The organism is Sulfuricurvum sp. (assembly GCF_023250475.1).
GTDB lineage: Bacteria > Campylobacterota > Campylobacteria > Campylobacterales > Sulfurimonadaceae > Sulfuricurvum.
This window is the reverse complement of the sequence record NZ_JAHFAQ010000011.1, coordinates 1-19,075: the sequence shown is the minus strand read 5'-3', so window position 1 is coordinate 19,075 and position 19,075 is coordinate 1. Positions and strand designations below refer to the sequence as shown.

General features: G+C 42.1%; 16 protein-coding genes. All 16 read right to left on the bottom strand.

The window, feature by feature from the left end; translation table 11 throughout:
* Positions 1-378: a DUF6394 family protein gene (locus Q0C19_RS02175; protein WP_295052410.1), complete on the bottom strand. Its 378-nt coding sequence runs from the start codon at positions 376-378 to the stop codon at positions 1-3.
* Positions 379-418: 40 nt separating this feature from the next.
* Entirely contained in the window at positions 419-1,540 is a 1,122-nt protein-coding gene (locus Q0C19_RS02170; RefSeq protein ID WP_295052409.1) for a HAMP domain-containing sensor histidine kinase, read from the bottom strand.
* Positions 1,541-3,193 carry an EAL domain-containing protein gene (locus Q0C19_RS02165; protein WP_295052407.1) on the bottom strand — a complete coding sequence of 551 codons (1,653 nt, stop codon included), beginning with the start codon at positions 3,191-3,193 and terminating at the stop codon, positions 1,541-1,543.
* Entirely contained in the window at positions 3,186-3,866 is a 681-nt protein-coding gene (locus tag Q0C19_RS02160; RefSeq protein WP_295052402.1) for a response regulator transcription factor, read from the bottom strand. Before Q0C19_RS02160 ends, Q0C19_RS02165 begins: the two co-directional genes overlap by 8 nt.
* Complete coding sequence (locus tag Q0C19_RS02155) at positions 3,863-5,050, bottom strand: hybrid sensor histidine kinase/response regulator (protein ID WP_295052400.1); 1,188 nt, start codon at positions 5,048-5,050, stop codon at positions 3,863-3,865. Before Q0C19_RS02155 ends, Q0C19_RS02160 begins: the two co-directional genes overlap by 4 nt.
* Positions 5,051-5,085: 35 nt before the next feature.
* Positions 5,086-6,843, bottom strand: coding sequence for an EAL domain-containing protein (locus Q0C19_RS02150; RefSeq protein WP_295052399.1), 1,758 nt, complete (start codon positions 6,841-6,843; stop codon positions 5,086-5,088).
* Positions 6,833-8,026 (bottom strand): HAMP domain-containing sensor histidine kinase, encoded by a 1,194-nt coding sequence (locus Q0C19_RS02145; protein WP_295052397.1) that lies wholly within the window; start codon positions 8,024-8,026, stop codon positions 6,833-6,835. The genes Q0C19_RS02150 and Q0C19_RS02145 overlap by 11 nt, the downstream gene beginning before the upstream one ends.
* Positions 8,027-8,094: 68 nt before the next feature.
* A complete protein-coding gene (locus Q0C19_RS02140) occupies positions 8,095-10,170 on the bottom strand; it encodes a hypothetical protein (RefSeq protein ID WP_295052395.1) in 2,076 nt (691 codons plus the stop codon).
* A 9-nt stretch (positions 10,171-10,179) separates the two neighbouring features.
* Positions 10,180-10,986: a response regulator gene (locus Q0C19_RS02135; RefSeq protein ID WP_295052393.1), complete on the bottom strand. Its 807-nt coding sequence runs from the start codon at positions 10,984-10,986 to the stop codon at positions 10,180-10,182.
* Positions 10,987-10,988: 2 nt separating this feature from the next.
* Positions 10,989-12,275 (bottom strand): hybrid sensor histidine kinase/response regulator, encoded by a 1,287-nt coding sequence (locus tag Q0C19_RS02130; RefSeq protein WP_295052391.1) that lies wholly within the window; start codon positions 12,273-12,275, stop codon positions 10,989-10,991.
* A complete protein-coding gene (locus tag Q0C19_RS02125; protein ID WP_295052389.1) occupies positions 12,272-13,645 on the bottom strand; it encodes a HAMP domain-containing sensor histidine kinase in 1,374 nt (457 codons plus the stop codon). The genes Q0C19_RS02130 and Q0C19_RS02125 overlap by 4 nt, the downstream gene beginning before the upstream one ends.
* 92 nt (positions 13,646-13,737) lie before the next feature.
* A complete protein-coding gene (locus Q0C19_RS02120) occupies positions 13,738-15,171 on the bottom strand; it encodes a methyl-accepting chemotaxis protein (RefSeq protein WP_295052387.1) in 1,434 nt (477 codons plus the stop codon).
* Positions 15,146-15,634, bottom strand: coding sequence for a PAS domain-containing protein (locus Q0C19_RS02115; RefSeq protein WP_295052385.1), 489 nt, complete (start codon positions 15,632-15,634; stop codon positions 15,146-15,148). Before Q0C19_RS02115 ends, Q0C19_RS02120 begins: the two co-directional genes overlap by 26 nt.
* 26 nt (positions 15,635-15,660) lie before the next feature.
* Positions 15,661-17,247, bottom strand: coding sequence for a methyl-accepting chemotaxis protein (locus Q0C19_RS02110; protein WP_295052384.1), 1,587 nt, complete (start codon positions 17,245-17,247; stop codon positions 15,661-15,663).
* A 71-nt stretch (positions 17,248-17,318) separates the two neighbouring features.
* Positions 17,319-17,885, bottom strand: coding sequence for a hypothetical protein (locus Q0C19_RS02105; protein WP_295052382.1), 567 nt, complete (start codon positions 17,883-17,885; stop codon positions 17,319-17,321).
* Positions 17,886-18,018: 133 nt separating this feature from the next.
* The coding region (locus tag Q0C19_RS02100; RefSeq protein WP_295052380.1) for a hypothetical protein at positions 18,019-19,075 on the bottom strand (1,057 nt) is incomplete at its 5' end.

The following is a 19,075-nucleotide window of genomic DNA, read 5'->3' as shown; positions in this document are numbered from 1 at the left end:
TCAGCGTTTGAGTAAGAGCGTTTCACCGACAAAGAGGGTGACAGAGATGATATTGGCGACCAGAGCCCCTGCAGCCAGAGATACGACAATCGTAAAAAGCTCAGGAGTCATAACACTCATCATATTGGCAATTCCCCAAAACGATGCGGCGGCAATCAGCTGCAAGTCGGCAACGAAGCTGGTAGCGAGAAGAACCGATCCGGTCTGGGTCTTGTCTCCTAATTTCATAATAGTGGCGATAATGTTTACGGTAATCGCGGCGACCAATTCATAGACACTGTGATACGCCATAACGTCAAAATCACCGTACACAAACCCGAAATTAAGGGTAAGCGCAAGGATGATAAAAAAACCGGAAATCACTTTTTCGGAATTCATAATACCTCTTTTCTAAAATTGTACTTTAATATTACTTGATTCAATGAATAAAGGTGAGATTACTTAAATCATTCTGTGGAAGTCGAATCTGAAACTCAGAGCCGTTCCGATAGGGTTGGAGGGTTAACGACCCTCCAAATTCTGTTTCAATGGTCAGTTGAGCGAAATGCAAGCCGATTCCAAATCCGACACCTTTGTCTTTGGTAGAAAATTTAGGTTCAAAAATCTTTTTGCGAATCTCTTCGGGTATGCCGCCCGCTTCGTCGCGAATACAAAAAAGGTAGGAACCGTTGTCCACCTCGGCTTGAAAAATGATTGATTTTTGACCTGTGATTTTATTTCCGATATAGGCATCACGAGCATTGTTGATGAGATTGATCAACACTTCTTCCAAATCAGTTTTGAATCCATAGATTTCTATCCCATCGTCTAAAATATCGACGACCAATTCGATCTCTTCTTTTTGAAATTGTTCCGCAAAAAAAGCTTGGATGGAACTGCTAAGTTCATGGATTGTAAAAAGCTGTTTGATCCGTTCGTCTTTACCCATATTCAGGATACTTTTGAGGATATCGGACATCCTCAAAACTTGCTGGGAGATGAATTCGCTGCTTTTGAGCACATCCACCGATTTGACCGTTTTGTCGATGTTGCCCAATACCATCATATTGATCGCTTCCATGCTGATAAGATTGATAGGCTGGCGCCATTGATGGGCAACGATTTGAAGGGTATCCAGAACACTTTTCTTGGTTGATGATCGCATAACCGCAGTATTATAGTGATTTCTTTTACCGATCGCGAGGAAAGCATGTTCCAATTTCTTCCATTCCGAAGAGTCGGTATCTCTCAGTACTGCACGTTCAAAGCAAAAGGTTTGGGTTTCCAGAGAAAGTATTTGGGCTAGTTTGGGATCAAAACTCTCTGTGCACAGACAAATCCCCATATTTCCGACCAACGCATTATGAGAAACCAAAAGATCACACAGGGGGATTGAAAGGGTAGACACATCCACAATAATCCCGACAATATACTCGCTGACAACGAGCGGATCATGGAGAGGAATGGAAATAATTTCAAATGTTTTTGTAAAAAAATCGGGAAGCTTCATAGGAAGCTCATCCTCATAGAAATGGAGAACGATCGGACGCTGTTTTATCATTTATATTACTTCATAGGGAGCTGCAACGGCATAGCCTTGCAGGTAATCGATGTCGATCGATTTCAGAAGTTCGACATCACTCGCAGTTGAGAGGTGTGTCGCAATCGCTTTGGCACCCACAAGATGGATAATATCCACTAATTTTTGGACAATCATAATGGCTTTTGGCTCAACATGAAGCTGCTTAATAAGATCGGGATGGATTTTAATGTAATCCGGTTTCAACTCAAAAAGATAGGCAAGATTAAACTCGCCCGAGCCGAAACGGTTTAAGATGATTTTATAGCCATGCTCTTTAAGCTTTTTAATCAGGGGGAAAGGGGAGTTAGAGTTACTCTCTTTGTCCCGTCCTACAAGTTCAAATGCAATTCTCGAGGGATCAATACGGTAACGTTCCGTCCAAAATTGGATATAGGCGAGCAAGGCTTCATCGTTTAAATCTTCATCCGCGAGACAGACCGTCAATATTGCATTATCGGGTCGGATGGTAGCGTTGAGCGAAAGGGTGTTTCGGATCATCGAACGGGTAATCATCGTCATCTGATGTGTACTGATAGCAACGTTTAAAAAAGTTTCCGGACCGTATATTTTCTCTTCTTGGCGGATTCTGACAAAACTGTTGAATATTTCGACCTCTCCGCTCGAAGCGCTCACAATCGGCTGAACATAAGGGACAATGTTTTCATCTTCAAGTGCATGAAAGATCATCTTTAACACTTCACGGCCGTGTACTCGTGTACGATCACGTTCTTCATCATTTTGGATAAACACCATAACACCGGCAGTATCGGAATGGATAAAGTTTTCAAGGGCTAAACGGGAATTAGCCAAAAGGTTTTCGGTTCCGTACGCAATACCGATAGAGAGGGTAGAATTTAAAATAATCCCTTTTTCCGATGTGTGAAAATAGCGTGCTATCGATACCATATCATTCGCCAGAGCATTGGCGTATTGAAGAGTTTGGTTTTTCAAAACAAGACAAAATTCATCGCTGCCGCAGCGGTAAAATGTCCCCTCAGAATTAATTTGCAGACTCTCCAGCAAAGCTCCGAGTTCACTGACGTATTCATCTGCGTACTCTTCTCCCACAAGATTGTAAATATTGGAAAGGTAGTTAACCCGTATACGCAATAAAGCGATCGGTTCACGAAAAGGGACTTTGAGAAAGTCTTCCAGTTCGGGAAGCAGTTTCCATCGGGTAATGGGATCCGTGTGGTTTGTTTTTACAAAATTAGAAGAGGGATCCAAGAGAATTTTTTCAAGATGGAGAAAAAACTTCGGCATGGAAAGAGGTTTTAGAAGATATCCCTGTACCTCCAAAGAGATCGCTTCCGCCATAAAGTCGGCATCATCGTGTGCGGACAAGATTAAAATCGGCTGCGATTTTGAAAGGGCTCGAATATCTTTAATGACTCCTAGTCCACCCTTTTTAGGGAGCTCCAAATCGGTAATGACCAGAGTGTAGGGTTCGTGAGATGCCAATTTGTCGTGATAAAGTTTTAGCCCCTCATCCCCGTCCGTCGCAACGGCACACTCTTTGAAAAACATTTGGACTATCCGTTTAAGTGATTGCGCCAATTCGGGATCGTCATCAATAATAAGCACTGAACGGCTGGTACTGTCGATTTGAAGCCGCTGAATGATATTAGACAAAGTCTACCCTTTTCATAATGTATCCGAATCCGCGAATATTTTGAATCAAATCTTCTTTGAGTTTGGCACGGACGCGATTGACAAGGGAACGGATCGTCGATGACTCGGCATCTTCTCCGTCCCAAATAAACGATCGGATGCTCTCATCGGTCATAATTTGTCCAAGATTACTGACAAATAAAATAATCAAGGAGTATTCCCGCTTGGTAAATTGCTGTACTTTTCCATCATAATAGAGAAGATAGTTTTCTTTGTTAAACGTGTAGTGGTTGCTCAGATAGATAATCGGATCATTGACGGGTTCTATTTTCGGTTTTGCCTGAACGGTCAGATGGTGTATCCGTATATCGAGTTCTTTCAGGTTGAACGGTTTTTTGAGGTAATCGCTGCATCCGAAAGAAAAAGCATCGGAGATATAGTCCACGTCGTGATAGGCGCTGATAATGATTTTAGGGGTATCGGGATATTTTTCCGCAATCGCTTTTAAACATTCCAATCCTCCGACAAGAGGAGTATTGATATCTAAAATATAAAAATCATGTGCTTGCGTTTCAATGACTTCCAAGACCTCTTGTCCGTTATCATAATGATCGACGAGGTGGCCACGGGAAAGGAGGTAAGTCCTGATGGAACGAGCCAACATAAATTCGTCTTCCAATAACAGTATTTTCACTCAGTTGCTCCGCTATGCTTTGTTAACGTCATTGTAGGTGAGTTGTGTTGCAAGAGTGTCGCATTTTCAAAAATATAGCGAAAAGAGGTTCCATGCACGGGAGTGGAAGAGATTTCGATGGCAACATTTTCCTCTTCGCAGATTTGAGCGACGATACTGAGTCCCAGTCCGTATCCCCCCTTATGATCTGATTCACGGTGAAAGCGCTGGAAAATTTTCTTTTTATCTTTGATCAAAGGGCCGTGATTACGGATTTCAAAAAAGAGATCCCCCTTGCGTGATCCGACAGTGACATTGATTTCTCCCGGACGGTAGGAATATTTAATCGCATTGGAGAGGGTATTGTCAATAAGACGGGAGAGTTTCAGCTCATTGAACTTCATTAAAGGGAGATTCGGCTGACCGATTCGTACCGAGAGGGTAAGCTCGTTGACTTCGGCAATACAGGTGAAATAGCGTACCCGTTCATGGATATATTCTACCAGATCGATAGTCGTTACTGATTCGCTGACACGATCGCGCTTCATCAGATAGGTCATATCTTCGTAGCTGTTTTGGATAATTCTCGATCCCGCTTCGATTGCATTGAGAAATTCGTTATCGATTCCGTTCATGCGAAGCAAATCGATATTGGTGATAATCACCGCAAGGGGTGTATGGATTTCATGGATTGCATTTTTTAAAAACTGATCCTGCTCTTCGAGAAGTTTAAGGGCATACTCTTTCGAATCTTGGAGCAATTGTTGGCTTTTTTTGAGTTCAAGATCGTATTCGATTTTTTGGAGGACATTGATGATCGCATCAAAAAGTTCATCGTGATTGATCGGTTTCAGGATAAACCGATCCACGCCGCATCGGATCGACTCGACGAATACCGATCGGTCCTCGGTTCCCGAAATAGCGATCACTTTTTGATCCGGATCGACTTTTTTGATCTGAGAGGTAAGATCGATACCGCTTTCATTGGAAAGATTGATATCGGTGAGAATCAGCATCACTTCGTGATTGTTTCTGCCGATGTGATATTGATTTAGCGCATTGGCAATTGTTTCCGCGCGGTGGATATGTTTAAAAAAAGCAGAGAGTATTTGGGCAAGTTTTTCACCGACACGTTCATCATCTTCAACAATCAGGAGCGTTTTGTCACCTGCCAAATCTTTTAAAAGAGATAATGAACGCTGCATAGTGTTTCTCGCTTATGAATTTGAGATTAAAAGTCTTAGTATACCATTTTCGCCATTTCTTTTTCAGGGGTGTATTGGATACGATGATTCATTAATAAACAATAGGGAATCGCTTCCCCGTATAAAAAGCCTTGAGATTCATCGATACCCATAGCGTTAACTTTAAGGCTTATAGACTCTTTGCAGACAAACTCCGCAATCGTCTTGATCCCCATTTTAGCTGCGAAATTAGAGAGCATCTCGACAATAACCTGTGAGATTAGTGTATCTTCAATTCCGAGAATTAGCGATCCGTCGATTTTAATATAATCGATATTAAGTTTGGCAAGATGCTCAAAGTTGGAGTATCCCGAACCGAAATCATCGATGGCTACCTTGCATCCGTAATGTTTGAGTTCGGTAAAAAAGTGTTGAACCTCTTCATAAGAACCTATCCTCTCGGATTCGAGAAGTTCAAAAATAAGCCGTTCCGGTTCAGGGAATAGGGCGATTTGTTCAATCAAAAATTCTCGGGTAATGCGATCTTTGATATCGTCAATGGAGAGGTTCATACTCACAGAGCATTCTGAATATCGAAAGTTATCAAGAGTCTTTCGTATGATCATTTTGGTAATGGAGTTATACATTTTTGTCTCTTTGGCTATCGGCAAAAATAGTCCCGGAGAAATGACTTCGCCATCGGGTAAAATGAGCCGTGCCAATGCTTCATATTTCATAATACTTTTCGTTTTATTATCGATAATAGGCTGATAATAGGGGACAAAACGATCTTCCTGAAGTGCCCGTTTAATCATATCTTGGTATTGCAGTTTCTTAGATCGTTCTTTTTCCGAGCGTGCATCGTTACGGTATATGACGATATACCCCTCTTTCTCGGCTTGACGCAAGGCAATATCGGCGTGTGAGAGAGGAGACTCATCCGCATGATCGACAATCCCGGAACTCATTTCCAAATACATCATCTGCCCGTCTATTTGCATCTCGGTCGATTCAAATTTTTGGATTATACGATGGATAAATCGGGAGAGTTCTTTCGCTTCCAACGACGATAGAACGGCGAAGTGGGCTCCGCTGACACGGTAGAGTGCATGAAACGGAAGAGCCTCTTCTTCAAGCGATCGCGAAAGAAACTCGGCCGTTTGTTTGAGGATACTGTTTCCGACCGCATAACCGTAAAAATCGTTTAAATTTTTAAAGTTGTTGATTTTTAATAAGGAGAGAGAGTGATTACAATGTTCAAGAAGATCATGTTCCAGCATAGCAAAAGAATAGAGGCCGCTTATCCTATCGATGGTGTAGGTTAAAAGCGCTTCACGGCTTTTTTCGGCAACAAGATCTTCGAGATGCTCTTTGTACTGCAAATTTTCTTTTTCCATTGAAATTTTTGAGACGATTTTATACAGGACTTCGATGGTTTGAATCCGTTCGATCGGTTTAAAAAGGTAACCGTCTATACCCAATTCGACCGATCGGTAGAGGATATCGTTCTCTTTGTGGGCCGATACAAGGAGTGTCGCTTGGGCAGGATAAACCGCTTTGATTTTTTCGATCATTTCCAGCCCGTTGAGGGACGGCATTTGATAATCGGTAATGATAAGATCATAACGCTTCAACAATGCCGCATCAAGACCTTCCTGGCCGTTGTTTTCACTATCGATCTCTTCAAAAAAGCGACTCAAAAAAGCGATATATTCTCGGCGTATCAGCGGATCGTCTTCCACATACAGAACACGCATCCCTTTGGCCGCGTCTTGAAGTAATCGGTATTGTTCGTTCATGGGATTAGAAGACATAGGTTATTTCTTTGTTGTAATTTATCGGAAGAGAGAGGGTAAAGAGAGATCCAATCGGATCGCTGCTGACATTGATAGCGCCGTAAAGATGTTTTTCGATAATAATAGCCGACATGTATAATCCCAGCCCCGTACCGTTTTTTTCCTCTTTGGTCGAAAAGTAGGGGTCAAAAATTTTATCTATTATATTCTCCGGTATTCCGCCCGCATTGTCTTGGATGGAAAAAATGATTTGCTCCCCCTTTTGCGAAACATTAAAGCGAATGAAGGGTTCAGTGCAGTGGCGTTCTTCAAAAGCATCTTTGGCATTTGTAAAGATATTCAGAAAAACCTGCAACAATTCATTTTTATAGGTGACGAAAGGGGTATCGAGTTCACCCTCAAACGTTAGCGTGATTCCAAAATTTTTGTAGTTTTTTCCCAGCATGGTGAGCATATCATTCGATATTTCACGCAAGGTAATGGTTTGGGGAAGTTTGTTCGGTCGAAAGAAGTTGCGGAAATCGTCAATAGTACTGGAGAGGTAGTGAATCTGCTTGTCAATCACATTCAAATCGTCTAAAAGCTGCTGTTTATTCAATTCATCAAATTCCAAGGTGAGAATCGTGTTGTTCGTAATCATCCCGATAACGGTAATGGGCTGACGCCACTGATGGGCGATCATCCCGATCATCTCCCCCATTATTGCCATTCTGGATTGGGTAATCATCATTTTTTCGGTTATCTCGTGCTTGCTTTTGGCTTCAACAACCTGGTTCTCGAGAACTATGTTCAGTTCACGTAGGCGTTCTACGCTCCTGCACGCATCAATGGCATTGCTCAGTTTCGTCCGAAAACCCGAAAACATCTCTCCCAAGGCATCAATGTCACACTCTTTTTCAAAAGAAAATAAAAAATGTTCGCTGCCGATCGGCACATCCAGAGTAGCCCCGTACGGTCCTGATCTAGAAATCGCATACGCTTCGGTCTCAGCACACAAGCAATCCGGTAAATCAAAATCATTTTCGACAGTTACAATGGTTCGTATACCCGTTGATCCCGCCAGATATTTTCCTCCGACGGCGCCGGTGTTACGTACAAATGTGGAAATAACATCGGAGAGCATCTCCTCCAATACAAGAGAGTTACCTATGGCATTGATACAAGAGTAGGCAAGGGGAAGCTGCGCTGAATAATCTTTCATGATGCTACTATAACTTTTTAATGTTGCAAGTTTGTGGCAATCCACCCTGCATCACGCTATCTCTGGGATTAATGAGATAGACCGTGTTGCTTCATCAGTTTTTCGTACTCATCATCTTTTCCGAACTCCTTGAGATAATACGCAGAAATTGTTTGAGCGACGGTGAGCGATTTAGCAGTAAGTAGAAATCCTAGCTTGTTAAACGTTGCCTGACGGACGCACTCCCTGATTTTCGGCTTAAATATCGGTATCCCCGCATACGGGGATAATATCTGTTGTACCTGTTTGATCTCACCGTTTGCGACCGATTGCATTGCATTGGAGAGTACTTCATCAAACGCTTCGTCATACGCAACAAATTCGGCCATAGGCTCAAGTATTGGATACGCCGCAACAAGTTCGTATGCGGATTGTATATTGTCGTTTTGAATCGCTTCCAGGAGTTTTTGTCGCAGCTGTATCTCTTTTGCAAGATCTATAAGCTGCGCTTTGTAGGGGAGAAAAATAGCGACTTGTTTTATGCCGGCAAAAGCCTCGTCATATTTCCCCTCATCAATCAATTTTTTGAGTTTTACGATGGAGGCTTCGGCAAGGTTGCATATTTTTTTATACACCTCTTCAAAAGTTAAAAAATCAAATTTTGCCGTTAGGGTAAAGTACTCTCTGAATTGTTTCTCTTTGATTAGCGCGTCTGCTTTAAGATAAATTTCATAGTTTTTTTGCAGTGAATGGATCATCTCTTTTTTTGCAGGGACAACGCAAAAAGGCTTAAGAAGCTCCTCAACTTTTTGGAGATTTCGCAATGGATCGGCCGCGATAAGTTTTTTGGCTTCGGCAAAGCTTTTGGTAAAGTAGAGCTCCAGTTTACGGGCACTGTCCGTTTTTTCAAGATAGGGAGAGCGTTCAAGCATCCCGAACGCTTCTAAAAACTCTTTTTTCTGAACCAAAACAGCAAACTTTTCAAAATCTTTTTGTTTTTGAAGTAAAAAATCAAACTCTTTTTTATGTTCGTCATCCGATAAAAACGGGGCTGCAAATTCCAAAGCCGAGGCTGCGTTTCCTGTTGAGAACTGGTTGATAATCTCTTTAAGCATCTCTTCCCACGCGTCTTGAAACATTTCAGACATCGGATGAATCGCCAAAAATAGATTATTGTCCAGACATCTTTTGGCCGTTCTGAAATTTTTAACGCTAAGTGCCTGAGAAAAATCGTCGATAAAGGCGTGCATATCAATCATATACACCCATCCGCTCTCAAAGCCTATAAAAAGATAGGCGTCTTCTATGTGCAATGAACTGATCCCTTTTTGGTCAAGTTTAAAAGATGAGAACATCGAATTATCAGCAAGCTTGACCACATAAATCGTTCCGTTTCGTCCTCCGACAATACCGAAACGGCCACTAAAATCAACGACACAACAGCTTGGCCAAGAGGGAAAGAGAGCTTTTTTTGACATTTCATCGGTTTTAAAGTCGTAAACGTAGGAGTTGCCCTCACGTCCGATCGCATACAACGATTTGGAATCGTTGTAAAAAAAGGAGTGTTCGATGGCATCATCCACAACTGTGTTGAGACGCTCTTTTTGGTGGCGTATATTTAAAACGCACAGAGACTTGTCATACGCTGCATAGGCTAAATTTCCGCCTCTTTTGTCGACAGTGATGTGTGAAATATAATCGGGTTTGGGTTTAAGAGACATGATGATCTTGCCCGTTTGGGTACTGTACATATACACTTTGCCATCAGTGCCTCCCGTGAGGAGGTATTGCCCTTTTGGCCCGCAAAAACTCATAACCTCTGCACGTTGGTCGTGTCCCTGTAATCCGATAGCTGGCTCAGAATCACCGAGTGGTTCCATAATGATTTCATCACTCTCTTTGACGGGGAGTTTCTTGCAAATCGCACAATCATTTTGAACCTTTACGCTGTAGGCAACATGGCCGTTTTGACTGAAAGCGGAACCTTTTTGAAATCGGTGCAGAGGGGTTGATTCAGGGATAAGCAACTCTTCGGTTCTACTCCATTTGGTTCTGCATACGGTATGAAGGTTCCCGTCGGTATCGGTAAAATAGATCGTATTTTCATCGGAGTGGATGGCGATTACACTCGCTTTTACATGGTAAGATTGAGTTATTTTTATCATAGCATGCTGCTAATTCAGAAGTTCTATTAAGCAGAGTACATAATAACGGGTATTATCATCCGAGAGTATCCGCTTAATTTTTGCCGAATAGAGGGTGCCTTCAATATCAAAATAAAGTTCCTCACCGATGAGCAAAAATTCTTCTTTCCAGTCGCAAAAATGAGGATCGCTTTTGACGGGAGCATCGTCGTTTAGAATATCTTTGAAATTGAGCTCTTTTGCAATCAGTTTTTTATAATAGGGAGTACCGGCAAACATAGGAAAAATTTCACTGTTGCTGGCTACCACGTGGTCATGCTGGTCCAGAATCATGGAGGGGAGGGGAATATTGTTAATGAGAGATTCGAGAGATTTGTTAAAAGCGTGTTGTATCTGTTCGCGCTGATCGATTTTTTCCCGCTCTTTCTGCTGAAGTTCGAGCTCTATTTTATGCGCCATATCGTATAAAATAGTATCGAGTTTATCGAAGATGATCGGTTTGATAATAAAGTGTTCAATTCCGATTTCGATAGCACGAAGCATATATTTTGCCTCGGAATGGGCGGTAATCATAATACATTTTTGCGATGGATTGTGTGCTTTGATTTTCTCGAGCATATCAAGCCCCTGCATAATCGGCATCGTCTGGTCCGAGATAACGATGTCGATCGGACGGAGTGAGTTCATATAAAAATCAAGCCCTTCTTGCCCGTTTGAAGCAAGAGAGACATGTCCCACCGTATCGCAAAGCATATCGGAAACCATTTCACGAATAAGCCTCTCGTCATCTACAAACAGAACATGAAGTTTTTTTGTCAACGTGATATGATTTTCCATTTTTAGCCTTTTGGGTGAGGGTGTGCAGGGATGAATATAGTGAAAAGGGCGCCTTTGTCGTCATTACGTGCCGTGATGTTTCCATCAAGGCGCTCTTCGATAATCCGTTTGGACATATACAGACCGATACCGGTTCCTTGGGATTTATGCTTGGTTGTAAAGTAGGGCTCGAAAATTTTGTCGATGGATTGAGAATCGATTCCCCCTCCGTTATCGTAAATCCGGATAATGGCTTCACTCTGATCGTCTGAGGAGGCAACCTCCAAACGGATAGCTCCGTTTGAGATATTGTTGGAGAGAATTGCATCTTTAGCGTTGTTGACCAGATTGAGCAATACCTGTTTGAGATCTTCGGGAAATCCGTAAAGTTCAACGTCGGATTGTATGGACATCTCTAAGGTGATATTCGCAAGATTAAAACTCGGTTCTACCAGAGTAATCGTATTTTCGATCACACCGCAAAGGGTGTAATATACTTTTTCTTTGTTCGGTTCAAAATGCCCCCGAAAATCATCGATCGTTTGAGACATATGGTTGATAGTATCCATGGCTTGGTTCAGGGAATGTGCCATGGCTTTGCTATCGAGGGTACCGTTGGTATGTTGACGATGAATTTTTTGAAAGAGCATGGAAATGATGTTGAGCGGCTGTCGCCACTGATGGGCAATGTTTCCAATCATCTCTCCCATTGCGGCGAGTTTGGCTTGTTGAAAAAGGAGGGAGTCTTTTTGACGGTTTTTTTCAATCTCTTCTTCAATTTTCACTTCCAGATCGTTGTTAAGCCTCTGGATGGTTTTAGTAGCCGTATAACTGATAGAAAGGGAATAGACCAGCTGATAAATCTCTTCACTGTTGAACGGTTTTCGAATGTAATAGGTATTGCTTTTAAGCGAATCTAAAATCTCTTTGTTGGTCCGATCCGAATAGGCGGTCGCGATAATGATATGAACATCCGGGTCAATCTGTTTAAGGCGCAGTGAGGTCTCAAGCCCGTCGATTCCGTTGGGCATTCGCATATCAACGATACAGACGGGAATGGTTGAGCCAGCTTCATATTTTTGGCGAAAAATCTCAACACCGTCAAGCCCGTTATTTGCCTGATAAAGGTTGAAATTCATCGTTCTATCCGTCGGATCGATAGCACTGCACTCAATATCGTGCAGCTGCTCAAGCTTTAAAATCGCATCTTCAAGACTCGTTTTTTTGTACGGTGCCAAAATGGAAGCATACGCGTCTAATATGGTAGTATCATCATCAATCGTAAGAATATTGTGGGCAACCTCTATCATGATTTGCTTCCGGGGGTAAGCGTGATCGTAAAGAGAGTCCCTTTACCGATCCCATCAGATTTGCAGGTGATCGTATGTCCGTTTCCGGTGAGGAAATTGGCAAACGAGTGCAACCCAAGGCCATGCCCGTCTTTTTTTGTCGTAAAGCCCTGCAAAAATACGTTTTTGGTCGTCTCAAGATCCATTCCGATCCCGTTATCGTAAACATCAATGACGATGTTTTCATCCATAACGATAGCATCGTTATTCATCATGTCGAGTTCGAAAAAGCTCCCTTCGATCGGGACGCTTCTGGCAGAAATCTTAATAAATTTCGGAAACAGTTTATGACTTTTATCCGCGGTAATGATCGCATGAATCGAATTTTTAAGGACGTTCAGCAAACCGTTAAATAGATGGATACGGTTGATCTGGAAGCTAAGCTCCGGATGGATATCGATCATGAGGGCAATGTCGTTTTTGAAAAGCTGCGGCTCGATGACGCTTCGAATTTCGGTAATAAGGTCTATGAATTTGACCAATTCGTCCATGTTGTTTTTGGTATTTTTGTAGAGCTCTTGCTGATAAGCAATCGTGGTAGCGATATTGCTGATGGCTTTTTGAAGATTTTTCATATCGCTGTCCAAGACGTTTTTGATCGTATCGGTCAGTGACGACTCGATAATATTAAGACTCATCTCGATTTTTTTGAAGTTTTTAAGATACTCCTCTAAAACACTCTCTTTGACAAACTGTTTATTCCCCTGAAGCTGCTCTTTAATATGATCGAAATATTTGAAAAAGAATTGCATCGGTTCGAGATTTTTAATAATACGATCGGAGAGATGCTGCGCCCCGGTGACGATGTTTCCGATATTGTGAATGTATTCGCTGGTGACGTCAAAAATCCCCTGTTTATAGGCAAGTTCTTTTGAAATGCTGATTTCATTTTTATGCAATTCGACGACATTGGTAATATCGGTCAGTGAGAGGATATAGCTTGCTTGATGCTCTCCTGAGCCGTTTTCTTTATTATCGATGACGGTCGAAATAATGGTAAAATAAAGGAGTTTCCCGTTACTTAGAATTTCAACTTTCGGAAGCATCCGCTCATCTTTAAACGTCAAAAATTCAAACCATGAGTCCGCCGAACAAGAGCCGTAAGTATTGGTAATCGGGAGCACCTGGATTTTTCGCGGGTAGCTCGGCTCCATCACCGAATCGAATATTTGGTGGAAATAGTTATTGGCCTGAAGCAATTCCCCTTTGTGGTTAACGAGCAAAATTGCGGTATGAGCGGTAGCATCAAAAAGACTTTTATTGATTTGATCCAAATCTTGTTGAAGCTGTTGGATGTCCGATTCGTATTGAAGTGTTAGAGGAGATTGCATCAAATTCCTTGCGTTGTTTTGAAAACGTGATGCAAAGATTATGACGGCTTAGTGTTGCAAGTATGTTGCATTTAAGAGATTTTCGGGAAGTATTATTCCCGTTTTGCAGCTTCTTTCAGCATGGTATCCATAATGATGAATAGTTTCCCCGAAGCCGTTTCGACTTGTTGAAATCGCTCAACAATGAGATCTTTCGAATCGCTTAGTACAGTATTGTTATTCAGCAGTTCCGCCACGGCCAATACATTGTCATGTACCAGCTTATGCGGTTCTTGGATTTGGCTGTAGGACGGGAATGTACTGAAGTTTTGTTTACCGGTTCCCTGATCGTACCATTTTCCGAATCGGCAACTGTGATGATCCACAAAATTTCCGTCGGTTTTACGTGCATAGACAGCATCATACGCCCGACCTTTAAAGAGCATGTGGTCGATTTTCGCCAGAGTAATAAATGCGGTGAGTTCAATATTATGGACAACTTTAGCCGTTTCAAGCGCATTCGTATTGAAGGTATGAATCGTTTCGGTAAAGTTTTGAATCATCACATTCGATTTGTACGCAATCTCATTCATCGATTCGGAGCTTGATTGTATCTGGTGGGTATCTTGCTGAAGCGTTTGGATCGCTATCGAAATATCACCTGTCGCTTTTTGAGTTTTTTCGGCCAATTTACGCACTTCATCGGCGACTACGGCAAATCCTCGGCCGTGTTCGCCTGCACGGGCTGCTTCGATAGCGGCATTAAGGGCAAGCAAATTTGTCTGTTCGGCGATATCTTTGATCAGATTAACGACGGAGTTGATATCGTTGGCGCGTGTGCCTAAGGCATTAATCGCCCCGTTGGAGTCTTGCACCAAATGGGTGAGCTCATCGAGATTGGTGGTGACCGTATCAAGCTCTTTTACCGTTACGGTGGATTGATCAGCAGTGCTTTGGGAAATCGTTGAAATATGCGACAAACTCTCAATTGTCGTCATAAGATCGCGTTGTATGACATCAAGCCCTCCGGTAGATCGGCTAATTTCGGCCAATTTTCCATCCAAATCGAAGAGTTTAAGCGATTCATGCGCGAACTTCATCTTCTCTACACTTTGGTTGATATTCTCGGCAGAACGCTGGAACGATCCTCTCAGCCCCGAACTTTGTACCTTGCGATAATAGCGGTCCTGACTGAGGGCATCGATGACCGCATAGGTATCGCGCATATAGACTTCGAGCTGATCAATCATATTATTGGTATTCCAGCAAAGAGCTTTCAGTTCTCCGTGCTCATTGATGTTGGTGATACGTGACTCCATATGTCCTTCTTCGATTTCGGACATAACCTCGGCAACTTTGTGTATGGTCGTCTGTACTTTGCGAATATTCACGAAGATAGCCCAAGCAATCGCAAAATTGATAACATTCAGCAAACGGATCCAGTCAAAACCGATCGTAATTACTTCAACCACCAAGGCGATCGAAAATACGATAATAGAGACGAGATTGAGATACTGTAATTTAGAGAGAGAGGATGAATTCATCATAGTTGACCTTCATTTGATCTAATGCGGCAGTTAATTTTTTTTCTCCTGCCGCCATTCCGCCGATTTTTTCGGCACTGAGCATCGAGCGATAAAGCGGCTGGATAACGGAGAGTGCTTCTCGATTAGGTTTGCGGCGAACCGAATGAAATCCGATAATATTTCCGCGAGAATCAAAGCTGGGAGTTACATGGGCAAAAACCCAGTAGTAGTCATTCTCTTTCGTTTTATTGATGACGTAGGCAAATACCTCTTCTTTATCATTGATTCTTTTCCACAGCATTTTAAAGACACTTGCCGGCATATCGGGGTGACGCAAAATATTATGCGGGGCATGGAGCAGCTCATCTTCAGTGTATCCTGACATACTGATGAATAGCTCATTGCCGTAGGTGATTTTTCCGGCAGTATCGGTTTTAGAGACGATAAATTCATTATCGTTAAATGTCAGTTCATTTCCGGCCATAGTATTTCCTTTCTTTCGTTTAATTTTCAGCTTTTGAATTCATTGATTCGAGTTTGAAGCGATTTGGCTACCTGGAGTAATTTATCGGAATCATTTTCAATCATTTCGACACTTTTTTGATTGGATTCGGAGACATGATTGATATTGGAAATACGCTCTATAATCCATTCAATTTGGCTGACTACTTCGACCGAATCGTTATAGGAGTGCTGTGCCACCTTAACGGATCGTTCCATTTCCGAGGACGTGAGAGAAATTTTCTCTTCCACTTCATCCGAGATAAGGGTTAATTGGTTCAGATTACGCGCATTATTGGTCATCTTGTCGCTGACATCGTTGATCGACTGTACAATCGTATTGATATTGATTTCGATCTCCGTCAAACTTTTCTGGGTTCGTTCCGCCAATTTACGCACTTCATCGGCAACAACCGCAAAACCGCGTCCGTGTTCTCCTGCCCGCGCCGCTTCGATAGCGGCATTAAGGGCGAGAAGATTCGTTTGATCGGCAATATCTTTGATCACCTCCAAGACATTTTTAACCTGGTCGGCATCTTGACGCAGCGCAACAAGCTGCGAAGACATCTCCTGTTCCGTTTCAATGTATCCGTCAACCTCCACAACCAATTTCCCAAGTACATTTTTTGCCGTTATCAGCTCATTATTGGCGGTGATAACATTTTTTTGCGTTTGTTCGGAGATTAAAATACTTTTGGAGAGAATATCTTTGATCGAAATACTTTTTTCGGTAGTTTCTTTAACGATGAATCGTTCTTGTTCTACCCCTTTGGAGATACTGTGCGTAGCTTCGGTAATCGTGGAGGCAATTGTCGAGTTTTGAGTCCCCAGTATTTTAACTTGATTTACCGTGTCCTGAACCATAGCTACAAAGTGGTTAACCTCGATAGCCGCTTGGGCAAATTCATCTTTTTTCGTCACTTCGAGCCGCTTGGTTAAATCTTTGTCTCCGTTGACCAACTCATTGATCCGCTTTTTAAGCTCTTCAAGAGGATGCAATATCTCTTTTCCGAAAAATACGGTCAAAATGACGACAAAAGCTGCAATCGTGATGCTTAACCCGATCAATAAAACAAGTTTTGTATCTTCAATTTCAGTATCGTTTTTCTCCAACGAAAGAACCAGATCCATAACCCCGATCACATCACCGATTTGGACATTGGTATGGCATGCCAAACATCTCTCTTGAGCGATAAGCGGCTCAAGAAGGCGAATCGTATGCCCTTGCTCTCTATTCTCAATGACTTGCAGTTTTTTGGTTTTAAAAATCTCCTGAATCATCGGATCATCGCTGAATTTCTCGCTTAGGCCGAAGAGCTCAATTACTTGTTGAGATTTTTGTACTTCCAGTTTTGAAACACCGTCGATTTCTTGCGCATGAGCGATGGCTTCATTGACTACTTTGGGATCACCGGCAAGCATACTTTGCGAAAGTGTCTGAAAGATAGAGTCGCTAAGCATTGTCAAAGAACGTTTAGCCGTTTCATTGGAAAAACTATTGAGTGATGATGAGATGTACCAATAGATGGCTCCCATACCTATAAAACTGAAAAACATAATCGTAAATATGATTTTGGATTTGACGGTCGTTAGCATTGCGAGCCTTCTTTGTATTTAAGTGAGAGCATCATAAAGTTTTACTGTTGCAAAATTGTCGCAAAACAGTTTTAAATATCAGAATGGGTTATCTCTTCGAGAAACCGGGTAAACATTTGAAGCTGTTTTTTCTTTTTCGTAGAGCGGGCTTCGATGACTTTAGTGCGAAAATGATCGAGCAGGACATTTTGAAAATGATAAAACTCAGAATGGTTCATCCGTTCGGTGTTGTTTATTTTTCCCAGTGCATCATAGAGTTTTCTTCGCGTTGATGCGGTGAGTTCATTATCCATATTTGAAAAAATGGCATCGCATTCGTAGATAGCTTTGGAGGTGAGGGAGACTTTATGCTCTTTCTCCGATGTTTCTACCGCTAATTGTCGAAACTGCTGTGTCGTACTTTGGTAAAGATACCGATATTGGGAAATCAAATTGTATTGGTGAATAAGGCTGTCAACGGCGGCATTCATGGTTAAATAAAAAACAGGGAGCCTTCCGGAAATTTCGATAACGGTTCTCCCGTTCGGGGATTTGTACCATGAATGGATTTTTGCCCCTTTTTGGCGTGCCTTGTCAATAATCTCTTCGAGTAAAAGCTCGAAAGGACTATTGGTTGATACGGTTGGGATGTATGACATAAATCATCACCGAAAGCAAAAAAACTACGGCGGTAAAAACGATTATCAAGAGAGCACTCATGATAGAAACCTTTGATTCAAATAGATAGTGAATCATAAGGCTTTAGTGTTGCAAGTTTGTCGCAATTTTACGTCAAAAATCGAAAATATCATCCATATCCACCGATTCGTTCGGGGATTCATTAATACACAGCATACTACCGACCATTTGGGCGTTGCTGATAATGGTGTCATCCATGAAGTTGACGCTTGGGGCACCGTCATAAAAAATCATTTGCAGCCAATTGGTCAAGTCCAAACCGAATGTTTTACAAAACAGCCCCAATGAAGAAGATTTGTCGATAAAAACTTGTACATTATTATTGATGGTAGCGGACAACTCTCCGAGCGCTCTGGCAATCGGATAGCTTTCGGAGTAGATCGAAGCCGATTTTCCGATCCGATCAAGATAATACGCGATCTCTTCAACTTCATCGTATCGGATATCTCCGCTTCCCACCATCAGCAAAAGGGTGTTTAGGCGAGAGAGATTTTCTTTGATGTCATCCAAATCTTCTTCATCCATATAATAGTAGATTTGGTTTTCAACCACGGGTTCTGAATATGTTTGCGGGACAATGTGAGACTGTGCCTCATTTTTTGCCGTTTCTATCGTTACAACTGCTGCCGTGTTCTCTTTATGAATCGGCTCAATATCCTTTTTTATAGCGCTTAACACTTCGATTTTGCAGGTTTCGATTTTTTCACGAGGGGTAAGTATGGTGACCTTGTCGTGCTCTATTTTATAGGAGCTGAGTTCGGGGATTTTGCTTAAAATCGCGCTGATGCGATCAAGGTTTATTTGACTTAGCCCCTCAATCGTAAAATAGATATTTTTATCGGATTCTTCGACCCATATATGCGGTGTCACATTGATATTAAGTGCCAATAAGGCAATATCATAAATTGCCCGAACGGTATCGGAGAGACGTGTAGAGGCTTGATGCGAATTGAGAATACTTTTCCCGACATTGCATCGTCGGCACGAATCGGTGAGGGTTCTCGTCTCTTGCGTTTCCAGGAGGTAGTATTCCCAAAATTCGGCTAAAACGTCATACTCTTTGATGAAGTAGGAGATTGTCCGTCCAAACGTTTCATCGCCGTAGAGATTGTGCCCTTCATGGATCGAAAGATGGAGTCGTCGCGATTTA

Coding starts and splice junctions, on each gene's coding strand:
- Q0C19_RS02175 (WP_295052410.1), bottom strand. CDS start 378: ATGAATTCCGAAAAAGTGATTTCCGGTTTTTTTATCATCCTTGCGCTT.
- Q0C19_RS02170 (WP_295052409.1), bottom strand. CDS start 1,540: ATGATAAAACAGCGTCCGATCGTTCTCCATTTCTATGAGGATGAGCTT.
- Q0C19_RS02155 (WP_295052400.1), bottom strand. CDS start 5,050: ATGCAGCGTTCATTATCTCTTTTAAAAGATTTGGCAGGTGACAAAACG.
- Q0C19_RS02150 (WP_295052399.1), bottom strand. CDS start 6,843: ATGTCTTCTAATCCCATGAACGAACAATACCGATTACTTCAAGACGCG.
- Q0C19_RS02145 (WP_295052397.1), bottom strand. CDS start 8,026: ATGAAAGATTATTCAGCGCAGCTTCCCCTTGCCTACTCTTGTATCAAT.
- Q0C19_RS02140 (WP_295052395.1), bottom strand. CDS start 10,170: ATGATAAAAATAACTCAATCTTACCATGTAAAAGCGAGTGTAATCGCC.
- Q0C19_RS02135 (WP_295052393.1), bottom strand. CDS start 10,986: ATGGAAAATCATATCACGTTGACAAAAAAACTTCATGTTCTGTTTGTA.
- Q0C19_RS02130 (WP_295052391.1), bottom strand. CDS start 12,275: ATGATAGAGGTTGCCCACAATATTCTTACGATTGATGATGATACTACC.
- Q0C19_RS02125 (WP_295052389.1), bottom strand. CDS start 13,645: ATGCAATCTCCTCTAACACTTCAATACGAATCGGACATCCAACAGCTT.
- Q0C19_RS02120 (WP_295052387.1), bottom strand. CDS start 15,171: ATGATGAATTCATCCTCTCTCTCTAAATTACAGTATCTCAATCTCGTC.
- Q0C19_RS02115 (WP_295052385.1), bottom strand. CDS start 15,634: ATGGCCGGAAATGAACTGACATTTAACGATAATGAATTTATCGTCTCT.
- Q0C19_RS02110 (WP_295052384.1), bottom strand. CDS start 17,247: ATGCTAACGACCGTCAAATCCAAAATCATATTTACGATTATGTTTTTC.
- Q0C19_RS02105 (WP_295052382.1), bottom strand. CDS start 17,885: ATGTCATACATCCCAACCGTATCAACCAATAGTCCTTTCGAGCTTTTA.